At 53.4% G+C, this 16,167-nt stretch carries 11 protein-coding genes; 5 read left to right on the top strand and 6 right to left on the bottom strand.

Annotated elements, in window-relative coordinates:
• Positions 1–19 precede the first annotated feature (19 nt).
• On the top strand, positions 20–1,234 hold the full coding sequence (locus tag JMJ04_RS37760; RefSeq protein WP_201375517.1) for a glycosyltransferase: 1,215 nt from the start codon (positions 20–22) through the stop codon (positions 1,232–1,234).
• A 52-nt stretch (positions 1,235–1,286) separates the two neighbouring features.
• On the opposite strand, the gene JMJ04_RS37755 is transcribed toward JMJ04_RS37760, so the two are convergent.
• Complete coding sequence (locus JMJ04_RS37755; RefSeq protein WP_201375516.1) at positions 1,287–2,273, bottom strand: helix-turn-helix transcriptional regulator; 987 nt, start codon at positions 2,271–2,273, stop codon at positions 1,287–1,289.
• Positions 2,274–2,447: 174 nt separating this feature from the next.
• Positions 2,448–4,130, bottom strand: a complete 1,683-nt coding sequence (locus tag JMJ04_RS37750) for an ABC transporter permease (protein ID WP_201375515.1) — start codon at positions 4,128–4,130, stop codon at positions 2,448–2,450.
• A gap of 426 nt (positions 4,131–4,556) precedes the next feature.
• Here JMJ04_RS37750 and JMJ04_RS37745 point away from each other — a divergent pair, with 426 nt between their 5' ends.
• The 3 genes from JMJ04_RS37745 (at position 4,557) to JMJ04_RS37735 (ending at position 9,386) form a co-directional block, all read left to right on the top strand.
• Complete coding sequence (locus tag JMJ04_RS37745) at positions 4,557–6,485, top strand: ABC transporter ATP-binding protein (RefSeq protein ID WP_201375514.1); 1,929 nt, start codon at positions 4,557–4,559, stop codon at positions 6,483–6,485.
• Positions 6,482–8,353 (top strand): ABC transporter ATP-binding protein, encoded by a 1,872-nt coding sequence (locus JMJ04_RS37740; protein WP_201375513.1) that lies wholly within the window; start codon positions 6,482–6,484, stop codon positions 8,351–8,353. Before JMJ04_RS37745 ends, JMJ04_RS37740 begins: the two co-directional genes overlap by 4 nt.
• Before the next feature lie 301 nt (positions 8,354–8,654).
• On the top strand, positions 8,655–9,386 hold the full coding sequence (locus JMJ04_RS37735; protein ID WP_201375512.1) for a pentapeptide repeat-containing protein: 732 nt from the start codon (positions 8,655–8,657) through the stop codon (positions 9,384–9,386).
• A 334-nt stretch (positions 9,387–9,720) separates the two neighbouring features.
• On the opposite strand, the gene JMJ04_RS37730 is transcribed toward JMJ04_RS37735, so the two are convergent.
• From JMJ04_RS37730 to JMJ04_RS37715, 4 genes are all read right to left on the bottom strand, one after another.
• Entirely contained in the window at positions 9,721–11,499 is a 1,779-nt protein-coding gene (locus tag JMJ04_RS37730; protein WP_201375511.1) for a GGDEF domain-containing protein, read from the bottom strand.
• Positions 11,500–11,736: 237 nt separating this feature from the next.
• Positions 11,737–12,300, bottom strand: coding sequence for a hypothetical protein (locus JMJ04_RS37725; RefSeq protein WP_201375510.1), 564 nt, complete (start codon positions 12,298–12,300; stop codon positions 11,737–11,739).
• Positions 12,301–12,829: 529 nt separating this feature from the next.
• Positions 12,830–13,762, bottom strand: a complete 933-nt coding sequence (locus JMJ04_RS37720) for an aldo/keto reductase (protein WP_201375509.1) — start codon at positions 13,760–13,762, stop codon at positions 12,830–12,832.
• Positions 13,763–13,977: 215 nt separating this feature from the next.
• Positions 13,978–14,985 (bottom strand): ABC transporter substrate-binding protein, encoded by a 1,008-nt coding sequence (locus tag JMJ04_RS37715; RefSeq protein ID WP_201375508.1) that lies wholly within the window; start codon positions 14,983–14,985, stop codon positions 13,978–13,980.
• 466 nt (positions 14,986–15,451) lie between these two features.
• Between JMJ04_RS37715 and JMJ04_RS37710 the strand changes: the two genes are divergently transcribed.
• Entirely contained in the window at positions 15,452–16,042 is a 591-nt protein-coding gene (locus tag JMJ04_RS37710) for an HNH endonuclease signature motif containing protein (protein WP_201375507.1), read from the top strand.
• Positions 16,043–16,167: the final 125 nt, after the last annotated feature.

The following is a 16,167-nucleotide window of genomic DNA, read 5'->3' as shown; positions in this document are numbered from 1 at the left end:
AAGTAATCAATTAAGGGATATGCGAAAAACACCTTTCTGGAAGCAATCCTGGCCGCGCCTGTTGTTATGGAGTCATGCTATAGCGGTGGCGGGCTTTTATATGATCAACTGGTGGCGCACAAGGCCGCGCGAGAGCGACCGGGTGGAGAGCCTCTCGGTTGCCGCGCGCCCCAGAGTCAGTGATCTTCCGCTGGTCTCCATCATTGTCCCGGCGCGTGACGAGGAGCACAATATTCAGCGCTGTGTTGAGTCACTCCTGGGGCAGGATTATGGTAACTTTGAGGTCATTGTTGTCAACGACGACTCACAGGACAGGACGGGCGAGATTCTGCAAGCTATACAGCAGCAGCACCCACACGGCGATTTACTGCGCGTGGTTGAGGTAAAGGAACTTCCCACTGGCTGGGCGGGGAAGCCACACGCCATGCACCAGGGGGCGCTGGCGGCGCGTGGCGCGTGGCTGGTCTTCTCCGATGCTGATACCTGTCACGCGCCTCAGGCGCTGCGCTCGGCCTTTGCGCGGGCGCAGGAGGAGGGCGCGGATCTCTTTAGCATGGGAGCGGAGCAGGAGCTACCCACCTTCTGGGAGAGGGCGCTGATTCCTATCGCCTATATGGGTATCAGCATGCTCTATCCACCGCGACAGGTCAATGATCCCAACAACCCGCTGGCTATCGCTGCCGGTCAGTTTATGCTGATTCGTCGCGAGGTCTATGAGCACATCGGTGGCTATGCCGCACCACGCCTGCGTGCCACCGTACTTGATGACCTGGACCTGGCGCGTACGGTCAAAGCCCAGGGCTATCGCACGCGTTTTCTGGACGGGGGCGGCCTGGTCTTTGTGCGTATGTATCGCACCTTTGGCGAGATCTGGCGTGGCTGGCTCAAGAACGCCTATCTCGGCAATCGCGGAGGCCTACCCTTCTTAGTAGTGCAGCTTGTTGGCCTCGTTAACGTTTGCATCATGCCCTTCCTCCTGCCACTGCTCTTCTTTGCACGAATCAAGGGTCTGAGTAAGAGGGATATTACGCGGGCGACGGCCCTGGAGTTATGGGCGCTGCTTTCGTATCGCTTCTGGCTCAATCGCAAGCTAGGCTTACCGCGCTGGCAGGCCCTGACCCACCCGCTGGGCGCGGCAGTCTTCGAGGGTATCCTGGCTCGCTCGGCCTGGCTTGTGCTCTCGCGCAAAGGCGTACAGTGGCGTGGGCGCACCTATCACGGGGCCGAGGAATAAAAGAGGTAAGAAAATAGTGAATGCTGCTAGGCAAATGGCCGCGGCCATTTGCCTAGCAGCATTCACTATTTTCAAGATATTTTTCGGCAATCTGGCGTGCGGCGACCTCGATTGCGTCACGTAGCTCGCGGGGTTCGAGCACAAGTGCCTCGGTGCCAAAGGCGAGTACGTAGGGAACCGCGCTCTCGATAGAGTTCATTTTGACCTCCACAACGATGCTGCCGTCATGGCGGGAGTCCAGAATGGTATAGCGTCCCTCAAGCTTGTGGCGGCCCTGGGCGTCGATGTGCAGAATGACATTGATGGGGGCCTGAATGGCATCGATAGTGATATGCTCCTCTTCCCAGTAGCTTTGTAGATCGAAGTCATGGTGAGTATACGTGGCCTCATTCAGGACACGCATATTCTCGATATTGGCTACGCGGAAGGTCTGGTACGCACTACAGGTGTGGCAATACGCGACGAGATACCAGATACCTGAACGAATATGTTTAAGCGACAGGCCCTTGAAGACCAGACCGATGGGATCAAGCCGACGCCATTTGATGCCAGGCTTATCAATGCACGAGACGCAGGGATAGAGAATCTCAACCTGGTAGGCCTCTAGCACGGCGGAACGAATGCGTTCCAGATAGGTCGTGTGCTGTGCCTTCCCATAGTGCCAGGCGCTGGTATCAAAGAAGATACGCTCACGCGCGGCGCGTACGTTATCGCGATACTCCTCCGGCAGCGTCGCTTCCAGTTTGATGAGTGCGCGCTGTAGCCCGTCGTCTCCCGCGAAGAGACTATAGTTGCCCGCAATATCTGTGCTTAAAATAAGCGAGACTGCCTCTTCACGTGTGAAGACAGTCGAATCGAATTGATAGTTCGCCGGTAGATAGTAGCCTCCGCCGGGGCCGTAGTCCATTGAGATTGGTACGTGAGCCAGTGAAAGCGAGGTTATATCCCGGTAGATGGTGCGTGTGGATGTCCCCAGAATCTCGGCCAGTCTCCTGGCTGTCATTTTTCCACGTGCTTGCAGGAGCAGTGTAATAGCCACGAGACGCTCGATTTTTTGCATACTTGTATTGTGGCATGAAGCTGTGCCAAAAGGCAAGGTATTGTAGACGCAAAAAGTTTTGTATGGCAAAACTTTTTGCGTCTGCGGCGCCTGATTAATATGTATGCTGGGCGTTCCTGGGCGTTGCCCAGGAACGCCCAGCATACATATTTTTTACTCGCGGGCGGTGGTGATGCGGAGGATTTCGGGGGCTTTCTGGAGCATGCGTTGGGCGGCCAGGTGGGTGGTTATAAAGTAGAGCAGCCAGCTGTAGACGAGGGAGGCCGGAATAGAGAGGCTCCAGAGCCAGAGTACATGGAAGAAGACAGGTAGGAGGAGGGCGGCGGCCACAGGCGTCAGGAGCACCAGCATCAGCAAGAAGAGGGCCGAGGTCTGAATCAGGCGCAGGCAGCCATTCTCTTGCGAGGTCGTGATGGCACTGGCCTGGTAGCCGCGTTGCTCCTGGGGCATACGGCTGGGAAAATAGACGGAAGAGAGATTGCCACAGCCCAGGACAATCCCCAGACCAGCTAGCCCAATAGTCAGCGCGGGCAGCACGTACTCCCAGCTGTGCGCGACATATGCTCCTAGCAGGATCACTATGAGCAGATTGAGAGTGCCCAGGACAAAGGCAATTAGATTCTTGCCCAGGAGTAAATGCTGAGGCTTAATAGGAAAGATAAAGAGTAGGGCCAGGCTCTGGCGCTCAAGGCCAAGCACATTATGCGAAAAGCTAGTGACGAAAAAGAGCGCGTAAAAGGGAACAGCCAGCACGGTCCAGGAGGATTGCAGGCCATCGCCAAAGCGCGTGGGACTAAAAAGCGTAATCACAATCAGCACCACCATCGAGATCAGGGATTGAATGATGAGGCGTAGGAGCATGGGATCGCGTCGGTAGTACTTCAAGTCCTTGAGTGCGATGGCCCTGGTCTGCTCCGGCAGCCAGTGCACCAGGCGTGAGCGCATCGTGGGAGCAGCGGTGGCGAGGGCACGCTGGCTAGCAGGTGCGCGGCGTACACGGACGGCTCCAGCGCCCTCGGTAGCGGTAAGCGCGCGTTCGACGACGATCTGCCAGAGATAGAGGACGAGTAGGGTAATGGCCAGCAGCGGAAGCAGCCAGACAAAGCTCAAAAGCCAGTTGCCACGTGTAGCCTGTAAGATCACCTGGGCCGCCATGCCAGGTGGCAGCCATTGCAGGTAGCGCGAGAAGGCCTGGTCATAGAGGGCGTGAATCATTTGGCGTGCGCCCAGGCCGCGAAAGACCAGTTGCTGGATGAGATAGCACGAGGAGGAGAAGAGGCCAACCAGCAGGATGCTGACATCGCGGAAGCGGCGGCTCTGCATTACGCGCCCCAGGAGGGCCAGTACAAGCTGACTACATCCGATAAGCTGGGCGAAGAAGATGAGCATGGTCACGCTCGACATAAGGACCACGAGAGGCGAACTGGCCCAGCCAATGATGACCGCGAGGCAGAGCAGGAGCATACCGAGGGTGGGAACATCAAACAAGGTTGAGAGCAACAGGCTGAGCATTAATTCTTCGCGACTAAGCGGAAATAGGACTAATTTCGCGACATTCAGCCCTTCATTGACGTTGTATTCGAAAAGTGGTAGAGTGAGCCACAAAATGAATAAGCCGCTTAACACAAGGGTTAGGACTTCAGCATTGGCTGGTGCTGGCAAGAAGCGATACGCGAGATATGTCGCAGCAGCGATGCCCAGTGAGAGCGGCACGATGATGAGAAGGGAGAGTACCAGACCGGTAATTTGCCTGGTCTGGCGGGCGGTAAACATACGCGAGAACATTTTCCAACGCAGCCAGAAGAGCCAACGTACTCTATCTCCACGAATCCGCATAACAGACCAGTTTCTCGATTGAATTGGGTATCCAATCGCCTTTCTTGACGTTTATCTAAAGCAATAAAGCAGGGATGTCGCCAAAACAGATACGTGCCAGCAAGCTTTTCCGTTACGCCCATTGCTTCCATACAGTGCCCATGTAGAACTATACCAATTTTCTTATATAGGCGACAAATAGCTGTGTATGTACGATAATAGGTTGGCTGGTAGGAACGAATTATGCGCTTCTGCTTGTACAGGCATAGCCAGCCAAAGCCAGCGTGCAGCCACGAGGTGCACACAACCTCATGTCGCTCTTTTTTATACCTCCTCAAATCTCATCGAAAGACTGACACCCCCTTGTCAGCCATTGCAGGCTAGACTTTTAAGAGAAGGAGTGGATGTGCGTAGCGGTTAGGCATGTCAAGAAAGGACCTGCTTGCAATGCCATTAGAAAAAAAGCAAAAATTGTTCTCATCGTATGTTGAATCATTTAAGTTTAATTGGCGTATCTTTACTCGTATTCTAGGCTTATTACGCCCTCACTGGTTCTGGTCCATTACTACTCTCGTATGTGTCGCATTGGCAACTGGCGCCTCACTGGTGGTGCCGCAGTTGTTGCAGTGGGTGATCGATGTCGGTGTGCGGAATGGCAACCTTACTGATCTGATCATTGCCGCAGTAGCGATTTTAGGGGCCAGCTCATTGCGTGGTCTCTTCTCATATGGACAGGGCTATCTCTCTCAGGCAGTCTCGAACCAGGTCGCGTATGACCTGCGTAACATGATGTATGACCACCTTCAAGGCCTGAGCTTCGCCTTTCACGATGACTCAGAGACGGGACAGTTGATGTCGCGTATGACGGTGGATATTGAAGCGGTGCGTAACTTCCTCCCTTTTGGTTTGATGCGCGCTGCCTTGGCCCTCGTCACGTTTGTCACGGTGGCGGCGATTCTCTTCTCGCTGGACTGGGCTTTGGCGCTGGTGACCTTGATCTGCGTCCCCTTTCTGGCGATCTTTACCTCTCAGGTGGCGATCCGTATTCGCCCGCTCTGGCTGGCTGTCCAGAATGAGAATGGCGAACTCAGCACCATTATGCAGGAGAGCCTGAGTGGTGTGCGCGTGGTCAAGTCCTTCGCGCGCGAAGAGTTCGAAATGGAGAAGTTCGATAAGCAGAATCAGCATCTGCGTGATTACAGCCTGAAGGCCATGCGCTTCATGGCCTGGAACCAGCCTCTGCTGGTGTTTGTGCTGAACGTCGTGACTGTGCTGGTGCTCTGGGTCGGTGGTATCGCGGTTATTCAGCATCACCTGAGCCTGGGCACGATGGTCGCGGTGACGCAGTACGCGCTCTTGCTGGCGACGCCCGTGCGTACCTTTGGCTTTATGGTGAACTGGTTTATGCGCGGTCTCTCGGGCGGTGAGCGCATCTTCTCCGTGCTGGATACTAAGTCGACAGTAACCGATGCCCCCAATGCCAAGGAACTGAAGAATATCGAGGGCCATGTACGCTTTGATCACGTAGAATTCTCCTACGCCCGTGGCCGCCAGATTCTTCATGATGTGAATATTGATGCGCAGCCAGGTCAGGTTGTGGCCTTGCTAGGTGTGACGGGTAGCGGTAAGAGCACGCTGTTGCACCTGCTGCCGCGCTTCTATGATGTCACCAATGGCGCGATCACGGTTGATGGGTTGGATGTACGCGAGGTCACGCAGAGTTCACTGCGGCGCAATATTGGTCTGGTCTTGCAGGACGTCTTCCTCTTTAACGCGACGATTCGTGATAACATCGGTTATGGCGTAGAGCATGCCACCGAGGAGCAGATTATTGCGGCGGCCAAAGTGGCGCGTATCCATGAATTTATCCTGAGCTTGCCTGATGGCTATGAGACCTGGGTTGGTGAGCGTGGTGTCACCCTCTCGGGCGGCCAGAAGCAGCGTGTTGCTATTGCGCGTACCCTCTTGCTGAATCCGCGCATCCTGGTCCTGGATGACTCGACCTCCAGCGTGGATATGGAGACGGAATACTTGATCCAGCAGGCGCTGGAAGCGGTCATGAAGGGGCGCACCTCCTTTGTGGTGGCCTCGCGCCTGCGTACCGTCAAAAATGCCGACCAGATCCTGGTGATCGAGGACGGGCATATCGTCGAGCACGGCACGCACGATACCCTGGTGACGCAGGATGGCCCCTATGCTCACCTGTACGATCTACAGCTCCGTGAGCAGGAGGAGTTCGAAGCTCGCCTGCTCGCGCAGCAGGTGGACGAGGACCTGCGCAAGAGCTCTAAAGAGAAGAAAGAGGCGAGCGAGGAGCAGCAGCAGCGTCCTCGCCTGGATGCCGAGAATGTTGAGAAAAGGGAGGCGATGCGGTGATTTTGCGCAAGAGTAAACCCAAGTCCGACTTGTATGATAAGCTCTCAGCTCGCCGTACCTGGAGCGAGAATAGCCTGGCGGGCTCAGATGAAGATATAGAAGGCAAGTTTGATTGGAAGCTGATTGGTCGCTTTGGTCCCTATGTTGGTAAATACAAGACCGCGACCATTCTGAGCTGTGTCCTGGTGCTGCTGTATACCGCCTTCAACCTGGCGAACCCCTACCTTATTGGTGTAGCAATTGATAGCTATATCAGTCATGGCGACCTGGTTGGCCTGGCCTGGATTAGCGGAATCCTTTTGCTCGTAAATGTGGGGATGTGGCAGTCGCAGTACTGGCAGATCTGGAGCATGTCCTGGGCGGGCCAGCGCATCCTGTATAAAATCAGTGCCGACATGTTCGCGCACTTGCAGAGGCTCTCGCTGAGCTTCTATGACCACACGCAGATTGGGCGTGTCATGTCGCGTCTGCAAAGCGACATCGATGTCATGGAATCCATGCTTAGCTCGGGCCTGCTCTCCATGCTGGGTTCGCTGGTGGCCCTGGTGGGGATTATCGGAACCATGCTGGCGCTGAGCGTGCGTCTGGCCCTGCTGACCTTTACCGTTCTGCCAATCATGGTCATCATTGCCATTTTCTGGCAGCGTTACGCGCAGCGTTCCTTCCGTCGCACGCGTGCCGCCATCTCGCTGGTAAACGCGACCTTGCAGGAGAACATCTCCGGCATGCGCGTTATCCAGAGTCTGGCGCGTGAGGATCGCAACCGCAGCGAGTTCGACGAGTTGAATCGTTACAACCTGGATACGAACCTGGAGTCGAGCCGGGTGGCCGCGCTTGTCCTGCCACTAGTTGAGGTCGTAGCGGCGGTGGCTACGGCCCTGGCGGTGGTCTATGGCGGCTGGCTGGTCGCGCATGGTGATTTACAGGTTGGCGTACTGGTCGCCTTCACGCTCTACATCAACCGTTTCTTCGATCCCATTCGCGACCTGAGTATGTTGTATACCCAGTTGCAGCGCTCGGGCGTTGCTGCTGAGCGTATCTTCCAGATTCTGGATGTACCAATTTCCATTCAGGATCGTGAAAATGCCTATGATATGCCAGAGGTCGTGGGCAACGTCGAGTTCAAGAACGTGGTCTTTGGCTACAAAAAAGAGCATCCCGTGCTGCGTGGGCTGAATCTCACGGCCCAGGCAGGCCAGACCATTGCCATTGTGGGACCAACAGGCGCGGGTAAGAGCACAATCATCAGTCTCTTGCCTCGCTTCTATGAGGTATTGGATGGCGCCTTGCTCATTGACGGGCACGATATTCGCGAGGTGAAGCAGCAGACCTTGCGCAGGCAGATCGGCATCGTGTTGCAGGAACCCTTCCTCTTCACGGGTACCATTCGCGAGAACATTCGCTATGGACGCCTGGACGCCAGCGACGCCGAGGTGGAGGAGGCCGCGAAGGTTGTGGGGGTACATGATCTGATCATTGGCATGCCCGATGGCTATGATACCGTCATTCGCGAGCGTGGGCGCAACCTGAGCGTGGGCCAGCGCCAGTTGATCTCCTTCGCGCGCGCCTTGCTGGCCGATCCTCGTATTCTGGTGCTCGACGAGGCCACAGCCAGTATTGATACCTTCACAGAGGTATTGGTGCAGGAGGGTTTGCGCCGCCTGCTGTATGGACGTACCGCCTTCGTCATCGCGCACCGCCTCTCGACCATCAAGAACGCGGACAAGATCATTGTCTTGCAGAAGGGCGAGATCATGGAGCAGGGTACGCACGATGAGCTGTTGAAGGCCGATGGCGCCTATGCCTCGCTCTACGCGATGGGCTTCCGTCACACGGATGTGAAGGAGACGCTGCCCGAAGCCGTCTAAACGCTGTATCACACCAAAACAGGCCCGCGAAACACGACATGCTGTTTCGCGGGCCTGTTTGTTGCGGGAACAATGCTTGTGATGGATGGGGGTGGACTTGTCGTATAAAAGGTGAGAGCTTTCAGTATGGTAAGATGAAAAGCAAACGTTGCGGCAATTTCCTATGAACCGCCGAGGATTGAAAAGTAGAGCAAGACGACAAGCGAAAAATTTTAGTGTACACTGGAGGGTGAGTAGATCGCCCTCCAATTTTTTTGTGTCGCTTGCTGTAGGTGTTCTTCGCTGAAAGGAGAGAAGTGAAATGTGTAGCCAGTACCAATCTGGTCCACTTCCCGCTGGTCAAACCGGGCCATTGCCCGTAGTCAGAGCGATCAAAGCGCCGCTCTTGCCTCGGCGGATGGAGACGCATGCGTTGCCGACGCCGTATGTGGAAGATCATGGGCACTATAGCACGTTCGTCCTTGCGCGTGAGGAGTTGAGCGGGCAGGTCGCGTCCCATGTCCATATCGAGCAGGTATTGCTCAAGCGGGTAAAGCTGAACGAGAGCCAGTTCGACCTTGCGCGCCTGGAGGATTGCCGCTTGGAGGCGTGTGAAATGGCGAGCGCCTGCTGGCCGCAGGTCAATATGGACCGGGTCGAGTTTCGCTCATGCCTTCTGACTGGCTTGCAGGCCAACGAATCGCGCTTCCAGGACGTGGTATTTCAGGGCTGTACCTTGAACCTGGCGCAGTTCCGTTTTAGTAAGTTTCGCTCGGTCCGCTTTGAAGAGTGTGATCTTAGCGACGTGGACTTTCAGGCCTCGGACTTGGCAGGTGCTGTATTCGAGCGCTGCCGCCTCAACCATGTGCAGTTTTCGGGTACCAGGCTCAAGGGTGTGAACCTGGCAGGCTGTGAGATCGAGGGCGTACATATTGGACCAACCGAGTTGCAAGGTCTGGTCATAGATCCCGTGCAGGCGGTGGCGCTGATTCAAGCGTTAGGGGTCGTCATTGAGTGGCCATATGCTCAACCGCAGACAGATGAATTGTCATGATGGCAGAGGTGCATAGTGTGGCTCTAGCTTGTAAGCGTTTGTGCGTCTATTTGTTACTATACAAACGTATATAGGCTAGAGTCTTGAGAGTATGTCTTCTCGTAACCCGCTTGTAGAGCGTTCTTAGTGCCCAAATCTGACCAGTGCAAGGAATCTACCCGCCTTTGCACATACCAGTTGCCAGCACCAACGTGACAAGGAATTCCAGCTTATGGCCCTCGACAAACTTGAGCAATGCCTGTGTTTGCTTACAGGTCGGTAAAATGATTCTTATGTCGTAATTGTCTACTTCGTTTTCTTTGCTCTAAATTTTTTGCGACACTAGCATCTGACTCTATATTATGTTCTTTTCCAACTTCGCCAGGCAGGTTTGATTGCGTCCGAGACGCTTGGCCTCATACATGGCTTGATCGGCGCAAATCAGCAACTGTTCCCGCTCAGTGGCCATCTGTGGATAGGTTGCCACTCCTAGCGAACAGGACACGTGGAGATCTTTTTGATCCGCAAATACCTGCTCTGAGACCCGCATCCGTATTCGTTCAGCTGCTATGAATGCTTCAGTGGGACCTTGTCCTGGCAAAATAGCAACAAACTCCTCACCTCCCCACCGCCCCAGGCAATCTTTTGAGCGCAGAAGTGACGCTGCCAACCTGGCAACTTGGCACAGGACCAGATCTCCCAAAGCGTGCCCATACTGGTCGTTGACAGCTTTGAATTGGTCGATATCCATGAACAGGACGGAGCACGGCGCCTGCTGGGCCTTTGCGAGCTCCAACTCCTCGTCAAGCGTGTTCACTAGCCTTCGATAGTTGGGCACACCGGTCAGGGGATCAGAAGCCGCCAGCCTGTCTAACTGTGCATTCTTCTCTCGGAGATCTCGCTTCAAGCTGTACAATTCATGTGTTACTAGCAACTGCCGTAGAACAAGCAAGGTCAGAATACCGGTTCCACCAAACTCAACGACCTGTAACCTTGCGGGGGTGTACACATTGGCAGGCTGGATCGCGAGAGACACCAGCAGCAGTGCAAAGATCAGCACCAGGATAGACACCAGCCAGATTTTCCAATGGGCAAATGCCCATGTTTCCTCTAAAAGCACTGTGGGACCACGTTCCGCAGGCGTGCCCTGAACCAGCACGCGCCGCATCCTTTGGGCTGCCACAGCGATCAGGGTGAGACTTCCAAGCAGGCCAGGGGTTGGTCCGGTTGTGAGGATCGCCTCTGCCGAATGCAAGAGCGTGTAGTAGACCACATGACCGACCAGGAAAATGACCATGGCCAGCGTGAGCAGAGCGATGACCTGTCGGATACCCACATGGACCGTTTGGAAGGCGACGAACAGCAAGCAAAAGAGCGACACCAGGTTGGCAGTGACGAAGAGACTCCCCAAGGTCTTTTCCAGGAGTGTTAGCCTGGTAGTGACAAGCATGGGAACTGCGAACACATAGACATAGAGGGTCACGACCGTCGCCAGGATGATCAAGCTATCAAGCAGGATCCGCAGGCGCGAGAGCCGGGAGAGGTTTGGCGAGGGCAGAAGCAGAACCGCCGCAATGAAGAACGGATACACTCCCAATTCGAGCACATGAAAGAGGGTAGGATAGGTCGATGCCCGCTGGGTCCACATGGTCTCGGACACCCAGCCAAGGAGTGCAAGCGCAGCCCACAATGTACTCATGCCCAACAGAAATGGGATGAAATGCTGTCCGGTCCGCGTGCCAGTCCCAGGGGGACCAACCATACGAAGCCGCTCCCATGAGCCGCGAAAACACACCAGCGCCAGGAACAGTGCGTACAAGATGCTTAAAGCGTCAAGGAGTTGGCCACCAAACGTCAGGCTGAACGGTCTGAGAAAAGAGAAAGCCCCCAAGACAAGGCTTCCCAGAAGGAGCCCCACAAACACACGCGGGGGGATGGATGTGGTAGGAGTAGGTGTCTCACTATCATGGGAGGCAGCCATAGTCATGGCCGCAGTGCTAAAAAAGCGGCGGCGATAAAGGCTGATTTTGACAAATACCGGGAGAAGGAACTTGGCCACAAGCAGCGGATCAGGAGACGAGCGTGGGATAGGCTCGGACGTGTTGCTGTGGTGTCCATGGTTCTCGTGGTCCATGATTGTTCTTCCTTTCCTGCATCTCCTTTGCTTTAGAATTTTCGTATCATTTCTCGGCTGTCATTGCTCCCTGAAAATATCTCTACCGGCCCATGATTTGCCCCTCTTCTTTGCAATATACTCCAATGGTCAGAACGTTATCCGCCAGCGGACACACTGGCGATATATGATGAATAAGGTTGTGTTGCAATGAACTTTTTTCAACCTCTAATTTTTGGCGGAACCTGTTGATATTCCTTACGAGCAAGCAGTCTTCTTGCTCGTAAGGCCTAGCATAGCCCCGAACCAACCCATGAGAGTACCGCAGGCCATGTCGAAGGCAATGAACAAGAGGTTATTGACGAGTATTGTCCTGACAACCCACCACGTCGTATTGCCCACAAGTTGAGGGAAAGTGCCCTGGCCGTGAGGGATGCCCGATGCCACGAGCATGAGCAATGAGGCAAACGAAATGGCAATAATCGCAATAATGATATAGATAGCCAACCCGCTGAAGAGGCCAGCCTTTAGCCCTGTTAGCAGGCCGGTACGAATGCTTCCTGTTTTCCTGGTTATGAGCCACCCCGCGAAGGCATAAAAGGGGAGGTTAACGAAACTCAGGATGAGGGTATCCGTGAGAGCAACGACATCATTGGTCTTAAAAGTGAGTGACATATCTGAATGGTAGCTGAACATAGCCTTTTGTGGTATTATCACGAAGAGGATAACTCTCAGCACAAAGATGATAAGGGCCGTGAGGAGAGCGTATTTAAGGGCTGACACTGGTCTGGGGCTGGTAACGACTGTCTTTGCATCATGCATGAAGATTCTCCCACATATTCACTTTGTGTAAGGCGCAAAGTAAGTGTTGCTGTCGAGGACGGCACGCAACTGGTTTCATTTCGCGCATCAGGCGGGCAAACCTCTTACCCTCCTTGAGGAACAGTATATCCAAAGCTTTTACTCTTCCGCAAAAGCGTGGCAAGGTCAAGGGCGCCTGGGGTCGTCTTCGCACTTGAGGCGCAGAGTATGCAAGTAGACGCGAATATAATCTACTTCCTCGTTATACCCTGTGCCTCAGATAGTGTGGAATAATAATTGATGGAGAGTACCCGAGCAGTCAAAAACTGAGCGGGTTCGACAATCACTCTTTTGCCTTGAACCCGCTTCAGCTCAATCCAGCTGAGCAGAGGCTTTTGCTGGCAATCAGCACGGGACAATGCGTACACTATGTTTGCCAGTTCGCCTCTCTTGCTGCATAGTCTGAATCTGCTGGAGAAGCTAAATCCGGGCCTTCTTCTCTGCATATTGCAGGCGCTCACCAGGGTTGGCGTGTTTCCCCGATCAACGCTTAGGCGGAGAACTGTTCAATTTGCTGATATTCAGCCTCGCTCAGATGGAAATCGGCAGCGAAGGCCAGTTCATTGGCTTGATATGGGTGGCGCACGCCAACAATGGCCGCCGTCACTGCTGGGTTATGTAGCGCCCAAGCAATAGCGATCGTTCCCGCTGTGACGTTGCGTGCCTTTCCAATTGATGTGAGGAGATCGGCGAGCGCCAAATTACGCGTCAAGCGCGGCTCCTGAAACTCCTGACCCTGTTTGCGCCAATCACCATCTGGCAGCTGTGCAATGCGCTCACGGGTCATGTGCCCAGACAAGAGGCCCGATGCCATAGGGGAATAGACGATCGTACCAATCGTGTTTTGCTGGCAATAGGGCAGAATTTCGTGCTCCGCCTGGCGATGAATTAATGAGTACGGTGGCTGTAATGTTTCAATTGGCGCTATCTTCTCCGCGCGCTGCAGTTGTGCTACGTTGAAGTTTGATACGCCTATATGGCGTACTTTCCCTTCCTGTTTGAGTTCGGCAAGCGTATTCCACCCTTCTTCAATCTCTGGATCGGGATTGGGCCAGTGTATCTGGTACAAATCAATGGTCTCGATATTGAGTCGTCTCAAACTCTCCTCAACTTCATGACGGATCGAACTAGCTTTCAGGCTGCTCCTTACCTGCATCTCCTCATCCCAGATCAGTGAGCATTTCGTGAAGATATAAGGTTGTTTGCGCCCTTTAATAGCTCTTCCCACCACTTTCTCGGATCCTCCCAACCCATAAATAGCAGCTGTATCAATCCAGTTGATACCCAGGTCTAGAGCTCGTTGTATCGTTGCTATAGACTCCTGGTCGTCCTGAGGACCCCATTGATTTCCACCAAGTGCCCATGTTCCCAGCCCGATGGCTGTAATCTGCATATCTGTTCTGCCAAACTGATGTGTTTGCATGGTGAGTGATCTCCTCATTTTTTCATTAGTAGTGGCTATTCAGTGCCTGTTTGCCGAAGGCTTCTCAGCACTAATGGCGCTTTACATGGAACAGGGATGTAACGTATTCCATCTCCACCTCAATCTTGCCACTTGCACAATGACGAACGAGGTTGAGACGAAAAGCGACCTTTCGTGCCACATCCAAGAAACCCTGGTAAACAAGAGAGTGGTGTTTATTTTGTGTATTGGTTGGTATAGGCGTCCGAGACATTCTGGATGGGACCTATCATCTTCTGTGCAACCATGAATTGCTCCATCGCTTGCCAGGCTGCCTCATCATTGATACCAAGCGTTCCATTCCCTTGCCAAATAGGAATGGTTGCCTTCAATATCTCCAGCGTCTGTTGAGTATTGGTCATGCCGGGAATATAAGGCTTACTCAGCGTGATCGCATCCTCAGGATGATCGACCACATACTGTAGCCCCTTTAATGTGGCCAGCACAAACTCATGGACTACCTGTGGTTGTTCCTGAAGTGTTGTTTCAGGGACAATAATTCCTTCTGAGACGAGTGGTTGATAATCCGAGACAGCGAATGTGCGAACCTGTACGTTGCGCCTGGCGAGCTGTAGTGGTTCGTTATTGGAGTAGCCTATAATCGCATCCACACGATGAGCCAGCAAGGCCGCAACCTGTGTAAAACCTATGGATTGAAGCTTGATATCAGAAAGCGAGAGATGTTCCTTGTAGAGGAATGCTAGCAGCGCAGTATAGCTTGAACCATAGGGGCCGGGTATGCCGACAGAGTGTCCCTTTAAATCAGCTGGAGACTTAATTGGTGAGTCGGCAGGAACAATTAAGCTGATGGGGTACTTCTGGAAAATTGTTGCGACATTTTTTGCCTGTATATGCTCATTGCGGGCGGTAAGCAATTCATCGCCGCCAGCCATGACGAATGTATTTTTTCCGGCCACCATCGAACCGACGAGATCTGGAACGATACCATGATGAAAGGTAACATTTAGACCTGACTCACTATAATACCCCTTTGATTGAGCAACATAAAAGGGTGCGAACTGGATGTCTGGTATATACCCTAGACCAATAGAAACCTGTTGTACTCTATTTGAAGAGGCCGTTGTCGTGGTTGTACTTCCTCCGCAACCACTCGCTAACAGGCTGATGGACAACAACCACAAGCCGAATACCAGAAGGGAAAACGAACGAGGACGTCGGAACATTAATTACCTACTCCATATGTGAAATATAATATAAGCGAATTTAGCCATGACCAATTCAGCCACCTGGATGATAAGGCGAACGATCAGAGTTATAAACAGAAACACAATTTGATATTATTCCCCTGGGCGCTAAACATACTGCTCCATCCAACTAAATCGATGGATTTTTAATACGCATTGCCGCTCAGATATTCTCCTTATACCAAAATGGCGGATGAGCCTGAATTGAGCTCAATACAGGTGCGTCCGTTTGCTACTGTACAAACGTATATAAGCTAGAGCCTTTATATATAACACAATAGTATGCTTGCTGAGCGCTTTAGTCCACGCAAGCATGGACCCTGCATGTATATATAGCAATAGTATGCTTGCCTGAGCGTTTTAGTCCATGCAAGCATGGACCCTTTATGAGTCTTTGTACTCAGGGGTGAATGTTGGGTGGAGTAGACGACAGGAGATAAGGAATATGCGCAAAGTATGGATTCATCTGCTTGGTGCCTGCATGATTGCAGCACTTTTGCTTACAGCATGTAACTCATCTAGCTATGGTGGTTCAGATGTTCCGGGTGTGACCTCAAGTCCTGATAGTACAGGTTCAAACTCAGGCTCGAGCAGCGGCGGTGCGCCGAACTGGGGCGTGCAAAGCAAGACCTCTGGCTGCCAGGTCCAGGGGCCGCTTCAGGATAAAGCCTGTTCGCCAGGCGCCATCTTTCCCAACGTGACAAAGACGGATATCTGTCGCTCGGGCTATGCCTCCTCGGTGCGCAACGTGCCAACAAGCGAGAAGAATCAGGTCTACCAGGAGTATGGCATTACGCATCACTCGACGGGCGAGTATGAGGTCGACCACCTGGTAAGCCTGGAGCTGGGTGGCTCTAATGACATCTCCAATCTCTGGCCCGAGGCTGCCAGCCCTAAGCCGGGCTTCCATGAGAAAGACAAGGTTGAGAACTACCTGCACGATCAGGTGTGCTCCGGCGCGATCAGCCTGAAAGACGCCCAGATTGAGATCGCGACCAACTGGCTCGACGTCTATAACAAAATGGGCGGCAATTAATGAGCCTGCCTGCTGGGAATATAACATAAGGTCCATGTCTAGGCATGGACCTTATGTTATATTTATAGGATCCATGCAGACATGGACTTTTAACACCCAGGTAAGCGGATAGCTAGAAAAAGGAG

The organism is Ktedonobacter robiniae (genome assembly GCF_016587375.1).
GTDB classification, from domain to species: domain Bacteria; phylum Chloroflexota; class Ktedonobacteria; order Ktedonobacterales; family Ktedonobacteraceae; genus Ktedonobacter; species Ktedonobacter robiniae.
Note: the sequence above shows the minus strand (reverse complement) of the source record. Positions and strands in the feature narration are given on the sequence as shown.

What these genes read in the sequence shown, in the direction of transcription:
- JMJ04_RS37760 (WP_201375517.1), top strand. Translation starts at nt 20, where the DNA reads ATGCGAAAAACACCTTTCTGGAAGCAATCCTGGCCGCGCCTGTTGTTA.
- JMJ04_RS37750 (WP_201375515.1), bottom strand. Translation starts at nt 4,130, where the DNA reads ATGCGGATTCGTGGAGATAGAGTACGTTGGCTCTTCTGGCTGCGTTGG.
- JMJ04_RS37745 (WP_201375514.1), top strand. Translation starts at nt 4,557, where the DNA reads ATGCCATTAGAAAAAAAGCAAAAATTGTTCTCATCGTATGTTGAATCA.
- JMJ04_RS37735 (WP_201375512.1), top strand. Translation starts at nt 8,655, where the DNA reads ATGTGTAGCCAGTACCAATCTGGTCCACTTCCCGCTGGTCAAACCGGG.
- JMJ04_RS37730 (WP_201375511.1), bottom strand. Translation starts at nt 11,499, where the DNA reads ATGGACCACGAGAACCATGGACACCACAGCAACACGTCCGAGCCTATC.
- JMJ04_RS37725 (WP_201375510.1), bottom strand. Translation starts at nt 12,300, where the DNA reads ATGCATGATGCAAAGACAGTCGTTACCAGCCCCAGACCAGTGTCAGCC.
- JMJ04_RS37720 (WP_201375509.1), bottom strand. Translation starts at nt 13,762, where the DNA reads ATGCAAACACATCAGTTTGGCAGAACAGATATGCAGATTACAGCCATC.
- JMJ04_RS37715 (WP_201375508.1), bottom strand. Translation starts at nt 14,985, where the DNA reads ATGTTCCGACGTCCTCGTTCGTTTTCCCTTCTGGTATTCGGCTTGTGG.
- JMJ04_RS37710 (WP_201375507.1), top strand. Translation starts at nt 15,452, where the DNA reads ATGCGCAAAGTATGGATTCATCTGCTTGGTGCCTGCATGATTGCAGCA.